Raw genomic sequence first — 17,073 nt, forward strand, 5'->3', positions numbered from 1 at the left:
CCGACTCGAACGAGGACTCACCCGGGACGACGCCCTCACCCACTCCTACCGCGACTGGCTCCAAGCCGCTTGACAACCAATAGGAGCATCAACGCGCGTCAGCGACTGATGGCGATCTCCGCCTCGGAGAACGCGCTGGTCGCCGGGTTGATGTCCGTCTCGCCGCCGCGGCCGTCGCAGCCGCGGTCGGGGTTGAACGTCAGGTAGGTGCCCGAGGAGCAGGCGATCCACAGCTCGGCGTCGCCGCCGACCACCACGTTGCCCGACAGGTTGGCGCCGCCCTGGACGATGGCGTTGTCCCTGACCACCACGTTGTCGCGGATCGTGGCCCCGGAGTTCACCCAGGCCAGGCCCTCGACGCGGACGTTGCCGCTGATGGTGGAGTTGCCGTAGACGGCGGCGCGCGGGCCGACGTGGACGCTGGCCGCGACGTTGGCCCGGTTGTCCACCCAGCCGCCGCCGTTGGCGTGCCAGTGGCCGCCACCGGTGGCGGCCGGCTTCTGGTAGCCGGGCTCGTGTCCGGAGGGCACCGCGCCCTGGACGGTGAACTCGTACGGATAGCGGTAGTTCCTCGGGTAGCCGTCCAGGAAGGCGTAGTGGTGCACGGTGCTCGGGGTGCCGGTGACCACCAGGTAGACGTCCCGCTCGCCGGACTGGGTCTGGAAGGTGACCTGCGCGTCCGCGCCGTTGTGGATCGGCCCGTAGCGCGGCACGCCGTTCCGCACCGCGACGAAGCCGTACGACCAGCCGGAGCCGGCCGCCGCGTTGACGTGGCCCCTGAAACGCAGGGTGATCAGGCCGCCGTCGCTGCTCGGCACGAGCCGGATCTTGTTGTAGCCGTAGTCCGAGGGCGCGATCCGGTTCGAGATGGCGTAGTGGCCGGTGGACTGGTCGATCGCGTCGACCGGCACGCCGTTGTACGCGTTGATGAAGCCCGCGCCGTAGACGCCGTTGATGAACGGCATGATGTTGGCGCGGTTCGAGTAGTCGTAGGTGACCTGGCGCTGGGCGTACTCCGCGACCCGGGTGTTGAGCTGGGTCTGCGTCAGGTTGTTGACGCGCCGGTAGGTCTCCAGCGGGTGCTCGTTGCTCCGCGCCTGGTTCCAGATGTCGTTGAACGTCTGGATGCCCCCGTACCGGTCGACCAGGTACTGCATGAGCATCCAGTTGCCGTAGTGGTGGCGGCTGGACGACCAGGCCAGGTTCTCGGTGCGCAGGAAACGGGTGAGGTCGCCGGCGCCCCCGTTCGGGTAGACCCGCATGGCCATGAACTCGGCGCTGGTCTCCCAGAAGGTGCCGGCCGACGGGTCGGTGAAGCCGACGCCCGCCCCCCGGCCGAGGAAGGTGTAGTTCTGGAAGACGTGGCCCAGTTCGTGCGCCAGGCCCCAGGAGCCCGGTTGGGCGGCGGCCGGCGCGATGTTGATGACGCCCACGGTGCCGTCCACCGAGCCGCCCGTGGCCCAGGCGTCGAGCGCGGTGCGGTTCCAGGTGCGGGTGACGATCACCACGATCTTGTACTGGGCGAGCAGCCCCGTCTCCGCCGTGAACCGCATGGTGTTCACGTAGAAGGAGTACAGGGTCTCCAGCTGGCTGAGGATGTTGTTCGGGTCGAACCGGAACTCGGCCGGGGCGTTGAGCGGGTCGGTCCCCGACTTCTCGCCCCACAGCAGGATGAAGTTGGTCGACTCCCTGCTCCGGTCCCGGCTCCACGGCACCTCGCCGGTGGACTGCCAACGGGCGGGGAGATACAGGGACTTGGCCAGGGCGGTGGCTGGCGTCGGCCGGAGCACGCCGGCCCCGCCGACCCCCGCCGCGACGAGCGACTGGGCGGCCACCGCCACAAAATTGCGACGTGTCCATGACATACCGGATGGCACAGTACTGCTCCTTTGCTCGAAGAGAGCGCGGCTCGCAAGGAACATGCGCGTGCGACAAGGGAGATGGTCTCATGGAAGCGCTCCCATGACCCCGCCGCGGAACGCTCCGGGCAAAGGATTTCCACCCTCGGCACCACGCCCCGGCGCGGGCGGCCACCGGAAGGCACTGTACGGTTAGGCTTACCTAAGCTAGCCTCCGTCCCCGGACACCAACGCACCACACACCCACCGAGGAACAGCATGTCGCCCCGCCTGACCCGCCTGCGCCGATCCGCGCTCTCCCTCACCGCCGCCACCGCCGCCGCGGCCCTCGTGCTCACCGGCTGCTCGTCCGACTCCTCCGACGACGAGGGGACCACCGGCGGCTCGGGCGACTCCGGCGACTCCGCGCAGAGCGAGGGCGCCTTCCCCGTCACCATCGAGAGCGCGCTCGGCCCGGCCACCATAGAGGAGCAGCCCGAGCGCGTCGTGACCCTCGGGCAGGGTTCGGCCGAGACCGCCATCGCGCTCGGCCACACCCCGGTCGGCATCGAGAGCTACGAGTGGGGCGCCGACGACACCGGCTACCTGCCGTGGATCCACGAGGCCGTGACCGAGGCCGGCGACGAGCTGCCGACGCAGTTCACCGGCGGCGAGGACATCGACTTCGAGGCGATCATCGAGCTCGAGCCCGACGTGATCCTGGCCCCCTGGTCCGGCATCACCCAGGACCAGTTCGACGTGCTCTCCGACATCGCGCCGACCGTGGCCTACCCGGACCTGGCGTGGTCGACCAACTGGGACGACCAGATCGAGATCATCTCGACGGCCCTCGGCCAGCCCGACGAGGCCGCCAACCTGATCGGGGACATCGAGGACCAGCTGGCCGAGGCCGCCGCGACCCGCCCCGAGTACGCGGACGTCACCTTCTCCTACATCTACACCTCGGGCCCCGGCACCCTCGGTGTCTTCCTGCCGGAGGAGCAGCGGGTAGCGATGGTCTCGGGCCTGGGCCTGACCGTGGACCCGGTGGTCGACACCTTCGAGGAGACCGAGGGCACCGACTCGGCGCTGATCGGCCTGGAGAACGCGGACCAACTCGCCGACAGCGACCTGATCTTCACCTTCTACACCGACGCGGAGACCCGTCAGGAGATCGAGGCGCAGCCGCTGTACGCCGCGATCCCGGCCGTGGAGCGCGGTGGCGTCGTCGCCAGCGACGACAACTCCTTCGTCACCGCCTCCTCGATCATCAACCCGCTCACCGTGCCGTGGGTGATCGACCGCTATCTGCCGCTGATCGACGAGGCCGTCGCCACGATCGACCAGTGATCCCGGGTAACCCACCCTCGTGACCACCACCACCCTCGCGAAGTCCCGCCCGAGCGGTGCCGACGCCTCCCGCGTCGGCACCGCTCGCCGGGTGTACGCGCTGCTCGTCGGCCTGGTCGTGCTGGCGCTCGCCGTGCTGGCCAGCGTGATGTTCGGCAGCAGGTCGACGTCGTTCGGCGACGTCCTCGACGTGTGGGCCGGTAACGCCGACCCCTACGTCACCACCGTCGTGGAGAGCCGCTACCCGCGCACCGCGCTCGGCGTGCTCGCCGGCGTCTGCCTGGCCGTCGGGGGCACCCTGATGCAGGGCGTCACCCGCAACCCGTTGGCCGATCCCGGGCTGCTCGGCATCAACGCGGGCGCCGCCGCGGCCGTGGTGTCGGCGACCGCGTTCCTGGGCGCCTCCGGGCAGGCGGCCACCGTGTGGTGGGCGCTGCCGGGCGCGCTGCTCGCCGGCCTGCTGGTCTACGTGATCGGGGCGGCCGGCGCCGACGGGAGCGTGGTGCGTCTTGTGCTGGCCGGCGCCGTGGTGTCGGCGGTGCTGACGGCGCTGGTGCAGGCGATCGCGCTGACCCATCCCGACGCGTTCGACAGCTACCGCTACTGGGTGGTCGGGGCGCTGGGCGGCCGGGACTTCGACGTGTTCCGCTCGGTGCTGCCGTTCGCGCTCGCCGGCCTCGCGCTGGCGCTGCTGCTCGGTCCCGGGCTCAACGCGCTGGCGCTGGGCGACGAGTCGGCGACCTCGTTGGGCGCCAACCCGACGGTGCTGCGCTCGGCCGGCCTGGTCGCGGCGACGCTGCTGAGCGCGGCGGCGACGGCGGCCGTGGGCCCGATCGCCTTCGTGGGCCTGGCCGTTCCGCATGTGGTGCGGGCGCTGGTGGGCGTCGACTTCCGGCTGCAGGTCGGCTACGCGGCCGTCGTCGGTCCGGCGCTGCTGCTGCTCGCCGACGTGCTGGGCCGGGTCGTGGTGCGTCCGCAGGAGTTGATGGTGGGCGTGGTGACCGCGTTCGTCGGGGCGCCGGTGCTGCTGTTCGCGGTGCGGCGGATGAGGGGGAGCGCGTGACGGTCTCCGGTGAGGTCCCCGCCGGGGGCGGGGGCGTGCTGCGGATCGGGCGGGCGGTGGCGCTGCCGGTGCACCGCGGCCATCTGCTGGCGGTGCTCGGCGTGTTCGTGTTGCTGCTCGCGGCCTGCGTGGCCACGCTGACGCTGGGGCGGCTCGGGATTCCGCTGGGCGAGCTGGCCGGGGCGCTGTTCGGCGGGGCCGAGGGCAGCCAGGAGTTCGTGCTGGAGCGGCTGCGCGGTCCTCGCCTGGTGGTGGCGATCGGCGCGGGGGCGGCGCTCGGCCTGTCGGGCGCGCTCTTCCAGTCGGTCACCCGCAACCCGCTGGGCAGCCCCGACGTGATCGGCCTGGGCGCCGGGGCGGGCGCGGGCGCCGCGGTCTTCGCGCTGCTGCTGCCCGGCACGCTGCCGGTGTGGCTGGGCGCGCTGGGCGGCGCGGCGGCGGCGATGCTGCTGGTGTACTTCTCGACGGGCACCGGGTTCCGCAACCCGGGCCGGCTGATCGTGGCCGGGATCGGGGTGGCCGCGATGGCGTACGCGTTCACTCAGTACGTGGTCTACGTGGTGGAGCGGGACCGTGCCTCGGTGCTGATGGCGTACGTCAACGGCAGCCTGTCGGCCAGGGACTGGAACCACGCGGCGACGATCTGGCTGGTGCTCGCGGCGGTCGTGCCGCTGGCGGCGCTGCTCGCCCGGCGGTTGGACGTCGGCGAGATGGGCGACGAGCTGGCCGCCGGACTCGGCGCGGACCCCAGGCGGACCCGGGTGTTCGCGGTCACGCTCTCGGTGGTGCTGTCGGCCGGCGCGGTCAGCGTGGCGGGGCCGATCGCGTTCGTGGCGCTCACGGCGCCGCAGATCGCCCGCCGGCTGACCGGCTCCACCGGCGCGCACCAGACGCTGGCCGCCCTGGTGGGCGCGTTGCTGCTGGTGCTTGCCGATCTGGCGGCGCAGCAGGCGCCCTGGTCGGACGGGCTGCCGGTCGGCATCTACACCATGGCGCTCGGCGGCGTCTATCTCGGCTATCTGCTGGTTCGTGAGTGGCGGAAGGGGCGGCTGTAAGTGGGCACGGGTCTGAGCGCGGACGGGGTGACGATCTCGTACGGCGGCGAGCCGATCGTGCGGGAGTTGAGCCTGGACGTGCCGCACGGCGGTCTGACGATGATCATCGGCCCGAACGGCTGCGGGAAGTCGACGCTGGTGAAGGCGTTCGCCCGGGTGCTGAAGCCGGTCGGCGGGCGGATCCTGCTGCACGGCAGGGACCTGCACGGCTACCGGGCGAAGGAGGCGGCCCGGCGGGTCGCGCTGCTGCCGCAGAGCCCGGTGGCGCCGGACGGCATCACGGTGCGCGGCCTGGTGCGGCGCGGCCGCTATCCGCACCACACGCTGCTGCGGCAGTGGTCGCCGGCGGACGACGCGGCGATCGCCTTCGCGCTGGAGCGCACCGGGCTGACCGATCTCGCGGACGCGCAGGCGGGCGAGCTGTCCGGCGGTCAGCGGCAGCGGGCGTGGATCGCGATGGTGCTGGCGCAGGAGACCGAGCTGCTGCTGCTCGACGAGCCGACCACCTTCCTCGACATCGCCCACCAGTACGAGCTGCTGGAGCTGTGCGCCGAGTTGCACCGCGAGGGGCGGACGATCGTGGCGGTGCTGCACGACCTCAACCAGGCGGCGCGGTTCGCCTCCCACCTGGTGGTGATGCACGAGGGCCGGGTGGTGGCCCAGGGCCCGCCGGAGACGGTGCTGACCGCCGAGCTGGTCGGGGACGTGTTCGGGCTGCCGTGCGACATCGTGCCGGACCCGGTGACCGGCACGCCGATGGTGGTGCCGCACGCGCGGCACCCGATCGAGGTGGCGGGCGGCCGGCCTCAGTAGACGTCGCGGACGTAGCGGCGGTCGGCGGCGAGGCGGCGCACGTAGGCCGCGGCCTCGTCCTCGCCGAGGCCGCCGTGGCGCCTGGCGATCTCGCGCAGCGCGCCGTCGACGTCGCGGGCCATCCTGCTGGCGTCGCCGCAGACGTAGAAGTGGGCGCCGTCCTTCAGCCAGGACCACAGCCGGGGGCCGTGCTCGCGCATCCGGTCCTGGACGTAGACCTTGGCGCGCTGGTCGCGGGAGAAGGCCGTGTCGAGCCGGGTGAGCACGCCCTGGTCGCGGAAGCTGGTCAGCTCCTCGCGGTAGTAGAAGTCGGTGGCCCGGTGCTGCTCGCCGAAGAAGAGCCAGTTGGGGGCGCGGTGGCCGCGGGCGCGTCGTTCGTCGAGGAAGCCGATGAAGGGCGCGACGCCGGTGCCGGGGCCGACCATCACCATCGGGGTGGCCGGGTCGGCCGGGGGGCGGAAGTGCGGGGCGCGCTGCACGAAGACCGACATCTCGGTGCCGGGCTCGGCGTCGGCGAGGAAGGTCGAGCAGACGCCCTTGCGGCGCCGGCCGCGCAGGTTCTCGTAGCGGACGACGGAGACGGTCAGCGAGACGGTGCGCGGGTCGTCGAGCGGTGACGACGATATGGAGTAGAGGCGGGGCTTGAGCCGGCCGAGCACGTCGGCCCACTCCTGGGCGGTGGCCCGCACCGGGTGCTCGGCGACGACGTCGACGGCCTGCCGGCACCAGGAGTACTGGGCGAGTTCGCCGGCGTTGCCGGGGCGCAGCAGCTTGCGCAGTCCGCGGTCGCCGGTGCGGTCGCCGACGAAGCGGAGCAGCCCCTGGGTGATGCGGGTGATGTCCAGGTGGCGGTGGAGGGCCTCGGCGAACGGGAGGTCGCCGGCGTTCTCCAGGGTGACCTCGGCGGCCGCGTCGAGTCCGGTGACGGCCAGCCACTCGGCGACGAGATCCTGGCAGTTGGTGGGCCGGATGCCGAGCGCGTCGCCGACCTCGTACTCGAGCGGCGTCTCACTGTCCCGGGCGTCCAGGGTGAAGCGGCGCACCTCCTTGCCGGCGCCCGGCAGGCTCAGCAGCCGGTTGCCGGTGAGCCGGGCGGTGGCGGTCACCCGCTTGCGGCGGGTGGGGGCGACGGGGGCGGCGGGGATGGGCGCGGCGCCGCCGGAGAGGGTGGCGAGCACCTGGTCGAGCCAGGCCGAGGCGGCGGGTTCGTAGTCGGGCTCGCAGTCGGTGCGGGGCGCGAGGCGGGTGGCGCCGAGTTCGGCGAGCCGGCGGTCGAGGCGGCGGCCGTGGCCGCAGAAGTCGTCGTAGGCGGAGTCGCCGAGGGCGAGCACGGCGTAGCGGCGGCCGTCGAGGCGGGGGGCACCGCCGTCGGCGAGGTTGGTCCAGAAGTCGACGCCGTTGTCGGGCGCGTCGCCGTCGCCGAAGGTGCTGGTGACCAGCAGCAGGTCGGCCGCGGCGGGCAGCGTCGCGGGGTCGGACTCGGCCATGCCGGCGAGCCGCACCGGGTGTCCGGCGGCCAGCAGCCGGCCGGCGGCGGCGTTGGCGAACTCCTCGGCGTTGCCGGTCTGGGAGGCCCACAGCACCATCACCTCGCGCCCTCTCGGCGTGGTGCGCGCCGGCGGCGCGAGCGGCTCGGTGGTGACCGGCTCGGGGGTGGTGGGGCGGGCGGCGACCCTGGTCAGGGCGACGGCGCAGACCTTGAGCTCCGGCTGTCTGGAGAGCGGGTCGACGGCGTCGCTGGTCACGGCGTTGACGGTGATCCGCTCGCCGAACAGGTCGCTCCAGTGGAACGGCGCGAAGCAGCAGCCGGGCCGCACCCGGTCGGTGACCACGGCGGGCAGCACGGCCCGGCCGCGGCGGGAGGCGACCTCGACGGAGTCGCCCTCGGCGATGCCGAGGGCCCGCGCGTCGTCCGGGTGCACCTCGACGAAGGGCCCGGGGTTGAGCTTGTTGAGCCGCGCCACCCGGCCGGTCTTGGTGAGGGTGTGCCACTGGTGCTGCACCCGGCCGGTGTTGAGGACGAACGGGTACCGGTCGTCGGGGAGTTCGGCGGGCGGCACGTGCGGGCGTGGGTAGAAGCCGGCGCGGCCGCTGGCGGTCGGGAACCGGGGGCCGCCGCCGTCCGGCGGCAGGTAGCGGACCGGGTTGCGTTCCGGCCCGTCCGGCGCGGCGGCCGGCCACTGCACCGGGGTGGCGTCGAGCCGCTCGTAGCTCACCCCGCGCAGGTCGTAGCCGGTGGTCGGGTTCCAGGCGCCCTTGAGCTCCTCGAAGATCTCCTCGGCGCTCTCGTAGGGGAAGGCGTCCGCGTAGCCCATCTCGCGGGCGACCAGGGTGATGAGCCGCCAGTCGGGGAGCGCCTGGCCCGGCGGGTCGACGGCCTGCCGGGTGAGGGTGAGGTTCCGCTCGCTGTTGATCATGACGCCGTCGCCCTCGACCCACAGCGCGCCGGGCAGCACCACGTCGGCGTAGGCGTTGGTCTCGGTGGCGGCGTAGGCGTCCTGGGTGACGACGAACTCGGCGGCCCGCAACCCCTCGACCACGGTGTCGCGGTTGGCCATCGAGGCGACGGGGTTGGTGCACATGATCCAGCAGCCCTTGATCTCGCCCGCCGCCATCCGCCGGAACATCTCGACGGTGCCCTGGGCCGGTCCCTCGGCGCGCAGGGTGCCGGGCGCCAGGTCCCAGAGCCGCTCGGTGAAGGCGCGGTCCTCGGCGACCAGCACCGAGCGCTGTCCCGGCAGGCCGGGGCCCATGTAACCCATCTCGCGGCCGCCCATCGCGTTGGGCTGGCCGGTCAGCGAGAACGGGCCGCTGCCGGGGCGGCAGATGGCGCCGGTGGCCAGGTGGAGGTTGATCAGCGCCTGGGTGTTCCAGGTGCCGTGGGTGGACTGGTTGAGCCCCATGGTCCAGCAGCTCGTCCACTCCCCCGCGGTGCCGATCAGCTCGGCGGCGCGACGGATGTCGGCCTCGGGAAGTCCGGTGATGGCGGCGACGGCGTCCGGCGGGTAGTCGGCGAGGAACTCGGGCATCGCCTCCCAGCCCTCGGTGTGCGCGGCGATGAACCCCTGGTCGGTGTGGCCGCCGGCGACCAGCAGGTGCAGCAGGCCGTTGAGGAGGGCCAGGTCGGTGCCGGGGCGGATGGGCAGGTACAGGTCGGCCTTCTCGGCCGTGGCGGTGCGCCGGGGGTCGACGACGATCAGCTTGGCGCCGGCCCGCACCCGCTCCATGAGGCGCAGGAACAGGATGGGGTGGCAGTCGGCCATGTTGGAGCCGATGACGAGGAAGACGTCGGCGTGGTCGAGGTCCTCGTATGAGCCGGGCGGGCCGTCGGCGCCCAGCGACAGCTTGTAGCCGGTGCCGGCGCTGGCCATGCAGAGCCTGGAGTTGGACTCGATCTGGTTGGTGCGCAGGAAGCCCTTGGCCAGCTTGTTGGCGAGGTACTGGGCCTCCAGGCTCAGCTGGCCCGAGACGTAGAGGGCGACGGCGTCGGGGCCGTGCTCGTCGACGATGGCGCGCAGCCGCCGCGCGGTCTCGGTGACGGCCGCCGGCACGTCGACGGGCTCGGGCTCGGCGTCGCGCCGGGCCCGGCGGAGGGCGGTGGCGAGCCGTCCTGGGGCGGCCAGCATGTCGGCGGTGGTGGCGCCCTTGGTGCAGAGCCGTCCGAAGTTGGCCGGGTGGTCGCGGTCGCCGGTGACCCGGCGCACCGTGCGCCGGCCGTCCGGGCCGACGGCGATGTCCAGCACCATTCCGCAGCCCACCCCGCAGTAGGAGCAGACGGTGCGCACGCCCCCGGATTCCGCTGCGGACACCTCGCGGCCCCTTCCACCTTCGACCCTGGTGCGTCGACCGTACGAACGGCCCATTACGCGGGCGTCACGTGCCGCGATCAAGCCGCGTTACGCCCCCTGCACACCGCCCGCCGCTCCCGTGTGAGCACCGGGTGCCGGCCGGCGTGGTTCCCGGAAGAAGGCCCTGACCTCGGCGGTCAGGACGTCGGGGGCCTCCATGGCGAGGAAGTGGCCGCCCTCCTCGAGCTCGGTCCAGGACACCACGTGGTGGTCGCGCTCGGCCCACGGGCGCACGGTCACGTCGTGGGCGGAGAGCAGCACGCCGGTGGGAACGGTGCCGCGCTCGGGCGCCCAGTCGCCCGCGCCCTCGCCCCACTCCCCCTCGGCACTCGCTGTGCTCCACTCGGCGGCGGAGATCTCCTCGTAGTAGATCTGCGCCGCCGAGACGGCCGTGCCGGTGAACCAGTAGAGGGAGACGTCGGTGAGGATCCGGTCCCGGTCGACGGCGTCCTCGGGCAGCCCTTCCGCGGGCCAGGTCAGCTCCTTGAACTTCTCCACGATCCAGGCGAGCTGGCCGACGGGCGAGTCGTGCAGGGCGTGGCCGACGGTGGCCGGCCGCTTGGCGTTGCACTGGAGGTAGCCGTCGTTGAAGTCCCGCATGCGCTGCCAGCGGCGCTGGTCGGCCTCGCTGAGCCCTTCCGTCTCGCCCTCGACGCCCACGGGGAAGGAGATCATCGCGTTGAGGTGGACGCCGACGACGCTCTCGGGTGCCAGCCGCCCCATCCGGGGGGCCACCCAGGAGCCGGTGTCGTAGCCCTGAACCCCGTACCGCCGGTAGCCGAGGCGCGCCATCAGCTCGGTGAGGAGGCCGGCCATCCGGTCGGCGTTCATGCCGGGCCCGGCGAGCGGGGTGGAGAACCCGAAGCCGGGCAGTGAGGGGATCACCAGGTGGAACGCGTCGGCCGGGTCGCCGCCGTGTGCCCTGGGGTCGGTCAGCGGCCCGATGACGTCGAGGAAGTCGGCGAAGGTGCCCGGCCAGCCGTGCAGCAGCATCAGCGGCAGGGCGTCCGGCTCGGGCGAGCGGACGTGCAGGAAGTGCAGGCGCTGTCCTTCGATCGTGGTGCGGAACTGGGGGTGGGCGTTGAGCGCGGCCTCCTGGGCCCGCCAGTCGTGGGCGGTGCGCCAGTGGTCGGCGAGCTCCCGCAGGTAGCCGACCGGGACCCCGCGGCTCCAGCCGACGCCCGGCAGCTCGTCCGGCCAGCGGGTGTTGGCGATCCTGGCGTGCAGGTCGTCGACCGCGGCCTGCGGGATCTCGATGCGGAAGGGACTGATGGTGCTGTCGTGCGGCGTGGTGTCTGCCATGCCCCGGAGGCTAGGCGGCCAACAGGACGCCCGGCGTCCTAGAACGACGGCCGGCCGGGGCGTGGCGGATCGCCGGCGGCGGCGTCCAGCAGGTCGGCGGCCAGCCGGACGTCGGCGGCCAGCGGGCGGTCGGGGCTGACCGGGGGCAGCGCCTCGGCGAGCCGGTCGAGCTCGGCGGCGCAGGCGGGGGCGGTGGGCAGGCGGTCGCCGAGGTGGGCGGCCTGGCGCAGGGCGAGGGCGAGCGAGCCGTGCAGCAGGCGCAGCGCGCGGGCCTGGCGGTAGGCGCCGAGCGCGGCCTGGGTGCCGAAGGGGACGATGTCCTGGTTGTGGAGGTTGGTGGGCAGGCTCTGGACGCTGGCCGGGGTCGCGGTACGGCGCATCTGGGCGGTGATGGCGGTCGCGGTGAGCTGGACGCCGGCGAGGCCGTGCTGGCTGCCGGGGTCGGCCGCGAGCAGCGGGTTGCGGCCACCGTTGCGGTGCGGGTCGAGCAGCAGGTCCAGCTGGCGCTCCGCGAGGTTCGCGGTCTGCACGGCGGCAAGCGAGAGCAGGTCGGCGGCGAACGCGACGGGTTGGCCGAAGAAGTTGCCGCCGTGGCAGACCCTGTCCTCCTCGGGGAAGAACAGCGGGTTGTCGCTGATCCCGTTGAGGTCGTCCTCGATGACGGAGGCCGCGTGCCGTACCGACGCCATCGCGGCGCCCAGGAGTTGGGGCGCGCAGCGGATGGAGTAGGGCTCCTGCAGGGGGCGTTCGCCGCTGGGCCTGGTGCCGGCGAGCAGGTCGCGCAGCCGGTCGCCGGCGGCGGACGCGTCCGGGTGGTGGTAGGCCGCGAGCAGCGAGGGGTCAGCGAAGTCCGGCGCGCTGCCGAGGAGTTCGGCAAGCAGCGCGGTGAGCCGCAGGGCGGCGTCCAGGGAGCGGGTGAGCTGGGCGAGGGCGAGGCCGGCCGCGGCGGCGGTGAAGGAGGTGCCGTTGACCAGCGCGAGGGCGTCCCGTCCCGCCAGGTCGACGGGGGTGAGGCCGGCGAGGCGCAGGGCCTCGGCGGCGGGCAGCCGCCGGCCGGCGAGGTGCGCGGGGCCCTCGCCGCGCAGCCCGCGCACCAGGTGGGCGGTGGGCACCAGGTCGCCGCTCGCGCCGACGGAGCCGAGCTCGGGCACGGCGGGCGCGAACCCGGTGTCGAGCGCCGCGACGAGCGCGTCGAGCACCTGTTCGCGGGCGCCCGAGTGGCCCTTGGCCAGCGCCCACAGGCGGGCGAGCAGGGTGCCGCGGACCACCTCGAAGGGCAGGTCGTCGCCCTGGCCCGCGGTGAGGTGGTCGAGCAGGCTCTCGCACTGGTCGGCCGCGTCGGTGCGGCCCGGCAGTCCGACGAGCGCGCCGAAGCCGGTGGTGGCGCCGTAGACCGGGCGTCCCTCGGCGAGGCAGCGGAGCAGGAAGCGGTGGCAGTCGCCGACCCGGCGCCGGGTCGCGGGGTCCAGGCGGACCGCGAGTGGGCCGGCGGCGGCGCGCTCCAGGAGGTCGGGGGTGAGCCGGGTGGCGGATCCGATGGTGACGGGGGCGGGGAGGGTGGTGGTCATGTCGCCTCCTCGGCGGTCGGTCGGGAAGGGCGCAGGGCCGGGGACGACGGGGCGCCGTCCCCCGCCGGGGCGGGGTGGAGCGGCCCGGCCGGCCCGGGGTCCCGGGTTCGGCCGGTGTCGACGGTGGCGGGCGACGCCGGGCGGAGCCGGCGGGCCAGCACGGCGGTCAGCAGGGCCAGGGCGAGCGCGGCGGCACAGGCGGTGCCGGTGGCCCGGCTGTAGTCGTCGAAGTCGAGGCCGGCGGCGCCGGGTTCGGCGCCGAGGACGGCCACGAACAGGCCGCCGATCACCGTCACGCTGGACGCGTGGGCGACCTGGGTCGCGGTGAGCAGCACCCCGCTCGCGGCTCCGCTGTCGGCAACCGGTGTGCCGTCGAGCACGACGGTGATCAGCGGGGAGGCCACCAGGCCCTGGCCGAGCCCGATGAGCGCCAACGGCAGGGGGAGCCATAGCAGTTGGGAGTCCTCCGGCACCCGGAGGACGATACCGACCACGCCGGCAAGACCGACCGCCGTCAGCAGCGCGCCGCCGACCGGCAGCCGGTGGCCGAACCTGGCGTGCGGGACGCGACTGCCGGCGCTGGCCAGCGCGAAGCCCACGGCCAGCGGCGCGAAGACCAGTCCGGAGACCAGTGGACTGCGCTCCAGGCCGTTCTGCACGTGGTAGGCGACCAGGGTGAAGAAGCCCATGTTGCCGCCGTAGAAGGCGAGCAGGGCGCCAAGGCCGCGCGCCATGCGGCGCTCGGCGAGCAGTCTCGGCGGCAACAGCGGGGCCAGGCCGCGACGTTGGAGGCGGCGTTCCAGGGTGAGAAAGGCGGTGAGCACGAGGAGGCCGCCGGCCATGGGGAGCACGAGCCAGCCGGACCACTGGCCGCCCTCGGCCGAGGCCGGCGGCAGCAGCAGGGCGTAGAGCGCGACGGCGAGCAGCAGGGCGCCGGCGAGGTCGAGCCGCTGGCGCGGGCCCCGGCTCTCCACGATGGTCCACCGGGCGGCGAGCAGGATCAGCGGGCCGACCGGCAGGTTGACCAGGAAGAGGGCCCGCCAGCCGAGGCCGCCGGGGTCCCAGGCCAGCAGGGCGCCGCCGCCCAGCGGGCCCGCGATCCAGGCCAGGCCCATGGTGGCGCCGTAGGCCCCGATCGCGCGGGCGCGTTCGGAACCGGCGAAGGTGGCCTGCACGATGGCGAGCACCTGGGGGAGCATCAGGGCGGCGGCCAGGCCCTGGAGGGTGCGGGCGGCGAGCAGGGCGGTGGCGTCGGGCGCCAGCGCGCACGCGGCCGAGAGCAGGGTGAAGGCGGCGACGCCGAGTTGGAACACCCGCTTCCGGCCGTGCAGGTCGCCGAGCCGCCCGCCGGTCACCAGGCCGGCGGCGTAGGCGGCGGTGTAGCCGGCGACGACGAACTGGGTCTGGCCGTAGGAGGCACCGAGTTCCTCCCTGATGGCGGGCAGGGCGAGCAGGACGATGCTGGAGTCGACGTGGCCGACGAAGGTGGCGAGCAGGATCGAGGCGAGGGCGACGGAGCGGCGGCGCGTGATGCTTTCTCCCGGTCTTGGCATCACGACATTCATCCACGGCTGACGCCCGACCGGCCAAGACCGGTTTCTTCCCAGCTGATCGCGGACACTTCTCACGGCGGGCGCGCCGCGTAGACTTCCGCGCATGGAGCTGCGGCAGTTGCGGTACTTCGTCGCGGTCGCGGAGGAGCTTCATTACGGCCGTGCCGCGCGGCGGTTGAACATCGCGCAACCCGGGCTCAGCCAGCAGATCAAGGTGCTCGAGCGGCGGCTGGGCGCCGAGTTGTTCGCGCGGGACCGGCGTGGGGTGGCGTTGACGGGGGCCGGGCGGGCGCTGCTGCCGCTGGCGCGCGACCTGTTGACGCGGGCGGGCGCGGCGCAGGCCCTGGTGCGGTCCTACGGGGCGGGCGAGACCGGCGAGTTGCGCGTCGGGCTGACGCGTTCCGCGGCCCAGGGGGTGACGGCGCGGCTGGTGGACGGGTTCCGGGAGGAGTGCCCCGGCGTCGAGATGCGGCTCTCCAGCGGCTACACGGCGTTGCACGAACGGCTGTTACGGCTCGGTTCGCTCGACGCGGCGTTCGTGCGGCCACCGATCGACCTCGCCGGCGATCTGGCCTGTCGCGAGGTCGCGGTGGAGCCACTGGTGGCGGTGGTCCCGGTGGACCACCCGCTGGCCCGCCGGCGTCGGATCCGCCGCGCCGACCTGGCCGGCGAGCCCCTGGTGTGGTGGCCGCGCGAGCACGGCCCTGGCATGTGGGATCGGATGCTTGATCAGGTGTTCGGCGCGGGGGTGCGACCGCCGGTGGCGCGCTGGGAGCCGGAGGAGGAGCGGCTGCTGCACGCGGTGGCCCTCGGCGCCGGGGTCACCGTCGTGGTCGAGGGCCGGGCCAGTCGGCTGCGGGTGCCCGGCGTGGCCATCCGGCGGTTCGCCGAGCCGGAGCCGACGGTGCCGCTTGGCCTCGCCTGGCGACGGGACAGCGAGCTTCCCGCGCTCCGTCGCTTTCTGCGGCACGCCGAAGAGGTGGTCAGGTCCGAGGCGCGTTGAGGTTGCGGAAGTTGCGGACCACGGGGCTGGTCTCGCCGCGCCGCCAGGCGAGATGCAGGGCGATGCTGTGGGACTGCGGCGTCAGCGGCCGGAACACGACGTCGGAGCGGCGCAGCGAGGCCATGGCGCCGGGCACGATGGAGACGCCGATGTCGGCCGCGACGAGGCCGATGATGGTGTGCATGTGCACGGCTTCCTGAGTGACCTGCGGCTCGTAGCCGGCCGACCGGGTGAGGTGCATGATCTGGTCGTGCAGCGACGGGCCGAGCCGCCGCGGGAAGAGCACGAACGCGTCATCGGCGAGGCTGGCGATCGGCAGCGGGTCGCGGTACGCCTGGGGATGTCGGCGGGAGAGGGCGGCGACCAGCCGGTCGCGGGAGATCTCCTGGGCTGCCAGCTCCGGGTGGCCCACGCCGCCATCCGGACCGTGCAGGATGCCGATGTCCAGGCGGCCGGCGAGGAGTTCGCCGATCTGCTGGCTGCTCGCCATCTCGCGGAGTTGTAACTTGACGCCGGGGTAGCCCTGCCGGAAGCGCCGCAGCAGCCTGGGCAGCAGTTCGTGGGAGGCGGAGCCCACGAAGCCGAGCGAGAGCTGGCCGACCTCGCCCCGCCCCGTCTGCCGTGCGATGCGCTTGGCACGCTCGGCATGGTGCAGCACCCGCCGGGCCTCGGCGACGAAGCCCTTGCCGGCCGAGGTGATGTGTACTTCCCTGGTGGTGCGCTCGAACAGCAGTACCCCGAGCTCGTCCTCGAGCTTCCGAACCTGCTGGCTGAGCCGGGGTTGCTGCAGCCCGAGTCTTGACGCTGCTCTTGCGAAGTGCAGCTCCTCGGCGAGGAGCACGATGTAGCGGAGCTGGTCGAGATTCATAGCAATATTTGATCAGTTATTACTGTCCCATGGAACTATGTAGCCGTGAAGCATGCCATCCACCAGCCTTGCTGCCATGCGACGTGCTTCCGCAACCACCGCCTTCTCCCTGCTCGTTGCGACCGTGATCGGCTTGGCGACCGCGAACCCCGCGGCCGCGCACCACGGGTGGGAGGAGTACGACACGACCGCGGCCTACTACGTGTCGGGAACGGTCAGCGAGGTCCGGTGGGGCAATCCCCACCCCGAGGTGACGATCGAGCTCGAGACCCCGGTCTCGGTGCCGGCCGGCTGGGCCGAACTCGACATCCCTCCGGAACTCGAGGAACTCGACGGACGCGAGGTGCTGGAGGCCACCCGGCCCTACGGCGGCGAGGCGGAGCGGCTGACGATGGACCTGGCCCCGATCGAGCGGCTCTCGGCCTGGGGGTTCGACGGCGAGGTGACCGAGGGCGAGTCGATCGAGGCGGTCGGCTACCTGGGCCGTGACGACGACGCCCACATCCGGCCGGAGCTGATCGTGGTGGAGAGCGGCCAAGTGGTGCGCCAGCGCTCGGTGCCGCTGCCGGCGATGCCCGAGGCGGCCCCGGCGGAGGGCGCCGAGGAGGGGGCGGACGCGGGCGACCCGCCCGCCGAGAGCACCGGGAGCGCCGAGAGCACCGGCGGGCCGGACAGCGCCGACGACGCCGGGGAGAGCGCGGCCGAGGACGAGGGCTCCTCGTCGGCGGTCGTCTGGGCGCTGCTCGCGGTCGGCGTGCTCGTGGTGGTCGGCGGCGGCCTCTACGTCGTGCGGCGCGGCAACCGGGACTGAG

General features: G+C 73.5%; 12 protein-coding genes. 6 read left to right on the plus strand and 6 right to left on the minus strand.

All coding sequences use genetic code 11. The features are described 5' to 3' along the window. Nucleotides 1-98: 98 nt before the first annotated feature. Nucleotides 99-1,865 carry a DUF6055 domain-containing protein gene (locus ACFWI8_RS01450; protein ID WP_387084307.1) on the minus strand — a complete coding sequence of 589 codons (1,767 nt, stop codon included), beginning with the start codon at nucleotides 1,863-1,865 and terminating at the stop codon, nucleotides 99-101. 252 nt (nucleotides 1,866-2,117) lie between these two features. Here ACFWI8_RS01450 and ACFWI8_RS01455 point away from each other — a divergent pair, with 252 nt between their 5' ends. The 4 genes from ACFWI8_RS01455 to ACFWI8_RS01470 are packed head-to-tail and all read left to right on the plus strand — an operon-like array spanning nucleotide 2,118 to nucleotide 6,119. Then, nucleotides 2,118-3,188, plus strand: coding sequence for an iron-siderophore ABC transporter substrate-binding protein (locus ACFWI8_RS01455; RefSeq protein ID WP_387084309.1), 1,071 nt, complete (start codon nucleotides 2,118-2,120; stop codon nucleotides 3,186-3,188). A gap of 19 nt (nucleotides 3,189-3,207) precedes the next feature. Next, a complete protein-coding gene (locus ACFWI8_RS01460; protein ID WP_387084311.1) occupies nucleotides 3,208-4,251 on the plus strand; it encodes a FecCD family ABC transporter permease in 1,044 nt (347 codons plus the stop codon). Next, nucleotides 4,248-5,306 carry a FecCD family ABC transporter permease gene (locus ACFWI8_RS01465; RefSeq protein ID WP_387084313.1) on the plus strand — a complete coding sequence of 353 codons (1,059 nt, stop codon included), beginning with the start codon at nucleotides 4,248-4,250 and terminating at the stop codon, nucleotides 5,304-5,306. The genes ACFWI8_RS01460 and ACFWI8_RS01465 overlap by 4 nt, the downstream gene beginning before the upstream one ends. Further along, on the plus strand, nucleotides 5,307-6,119 hold the full coding sequence (locus tag ACFWI8_RS01470; protein WP_387084315.1) for an ABC transporter ATP-binding protein: 813 nt from the start codon (nucleotides 5,307-5,309) through the stop codon (nucleotides 6,117-6,119). Here the strand turns inward: ACFWI8_RS01470 and ACFWI8_RS01475 are convergent. Genes ACFWI8_RS01475 through ACFWI8_RS01490 form a run of 4 tightly spaced genes read right to left on the minus strand, consistent with a single transcriptional unit; the run spans nucleotide 6,113 to nucleotide 14,390 of the window. Then, nucleotides 6,113-9,982 carry a molybdopterin-dependent oxidoreductase gene (locus tag ACFWI8_RS01475; RefSeq protein WP_387084317.1) on the minus strand — a complete coding sequence of 1,290 codons (3,870 nt, stop codon included), beginning with the start codon at nucleotides 9,980-9,982 and terminating at the stop codon, nucleotides 6,113-6,115. The genes ACFWI8_RS01470 and ACFWI8_RS01475 overlap by 7 nt on opposite strands. Before the next feature lie 33 nt (nucleotides 9,983-10,015). Then, on the minus strand, nucleotides 10,016-11,269 hold the full coding sequence (locus ACFWI8_RS01480) for an epoxide hydrolase family protein (RefSeq protein WP_387084319.1): 1,254 nt from the start codon (nucleotides 11,267-11,269) through the stop codon (nucleotides 10,016-10,018). Between the two features lie 38 nt (nucleotides 11,270-11,307). Beyond that, nucleotides 11,308-12,837 carry a histidine ammonia-lyase gene (gene hutH, locus ACFWI8_RS01485; RefSeq protein WP_387084321.1) on the minus strand — a complete coding sequence of 510 codons (1,530 nt, stop codon included), beginning with the start codon at nucleotides 12,835-12,837 and terminating at the stop codon, nucleotides 11,308-11,310. Continuing rightward, nucleotides 12,834-14,390 carry an MFS transporter gene (locus tag ACFWI8_RS01490; RefSeq protein WP_387084323.1) on the minus strand — a complete coding sequence of 519 codons (1,557 nt, stop codon included), beginning with the start codon at nucleotides 14,388-14,390 and terminating at the stop codon, nucleotides 12,834-12,836. The genes hutH and ACFWI8_RS01490 overlap by 4 nt, the downstream gene beginning before the upstream one ends. A 103-nt stretch (nucleotides 14,391-14,493) precedes the next feature. On the opposite strand from ACFWI8_RS01490, the gene ACFWI8_RS01495 reads away from it, so the two are divergent. After that, the gene (locus tag ACFWI8_RS01495) at nucleotides 14,494-15,393 is read left to right on the plus strand and encodes a LysR family transcriptional regulator (protein WP_387084325.1); all 900 of its coding nucleotides are present in this window, start codon (nucleotides 14,494-14,496) and stop codon (nucleotides 15,391-15,393) included. On the opposite strand, the gene ACFWI8_RS01500 is transcribed toward ACFWI8_RS01495, so the two are convergent. Further along, the gene (locus ACFWI8_RS01500; RefSeq protein WP_387084327.1) at nucleotides 15,374-16,261 is read right to left on the minus strand and encodes a LysR family transcriptional regulator; all 888 of its coding nucleotides are present in this window, start codon (nucleotides 16,259-16,261) and stop codon (nucleotides 15,374-15,376) included. The genes ACFWI8_RS01495 and ACFWI8_RS01500 overlap by 20 nt on opposite strands. A gap of 76 nt (nucleotides 16,262-16,337) precedes the next feature. On the opposite strand from ACFWI8_RS01500, the gene ACFWI8_RS01505 reads away from it, so the two are divergent. Continuing rightward, a complete protein-coding gene (locus ACFWI8_RS01505; protein WP_387084329.1) occupies nucleotides 16,338-17,072 on the plus strand; it encodes a DUF6152 family protein in 735 nt (244 codons plus the stop codon). Nucleotide 17,073: the final 1 nt, after the last annotated feature.

Source organism: Streptomyces sp. NPDC127098 (genome assembly GCF_042722465.1).
GTDB classification, from domain to species: domain Bacteria; phylum Actinomycetota; class Actinomycetes; order Streptomycetales; family Streptomycetaceae; genus Streptomyces; species Streptomyces millisiae.

Coding starts and splice junctions, on each gene's coding strand:
- ACFWI8_RS01505 (WP_387084329.1), top strand. CDS start 16,338: ATGCGACGTGCTTCCGCAACCACCGCCTTCTCCCTGCTCGTTGCGACC.
- ACFWI8_RS01495 (WP_387084325.1), top strand. CDS start 14,494: ATGGAGCTGCGGCAGTTGCGGTACTTCGTCGCGGTCGCGGAGGAGCTT.
- ACFWI8_RS01490 (WP_387084323.1), bottom strand. CDS start 14,390: ATGCCAAGACCGGGAGAAAGCATCACGCGCCGCCGCTCCGTCGCCCTC.
- hutH (WP_387084321.1), bottom strand. CDS start 12,837: ATGACCACCACCCTCCCCGCCCCCGTCACCATCGGATCCGCCACCCGG.
- ACFWI8_RS01475 (WP_387084317.1), bottom strand. CDS start 9,982: ATGGGCCGTTCGTACGGTCGACGCACCAGGGTCGAAGGTGGAAGGGGC.
- ACFWI8_RS01480 (WP_387084319.1), bottom strand. CDS start 11,269: ATGGCAGACACCACGCCGCACGACAGCACCATCAGTCCCTTCCGCATC.
- ACFWI8_RS01450 (WP_387084307.1), bottom strand. CDS start 1,865: ATGTCATGGACACGTCGCAATTTTGTGGCGGTGGCCGCCCAGTCGCTC.
- ACFWI8_RS01500 (WP_387084327.1), bottom strand. CDS start 16,261: ATGAATCTCGACCAGCTCCGCTACATCGTGCTCCTCGCCGAGGAGCTG.
- ACFWI8_RS01455 (WP_387084309.1), top strand. CDS start 2,118: ATGTCGCCCCGCCTGACCCGCCTGCGCCGATCCGCGCTCTCCCTCACC.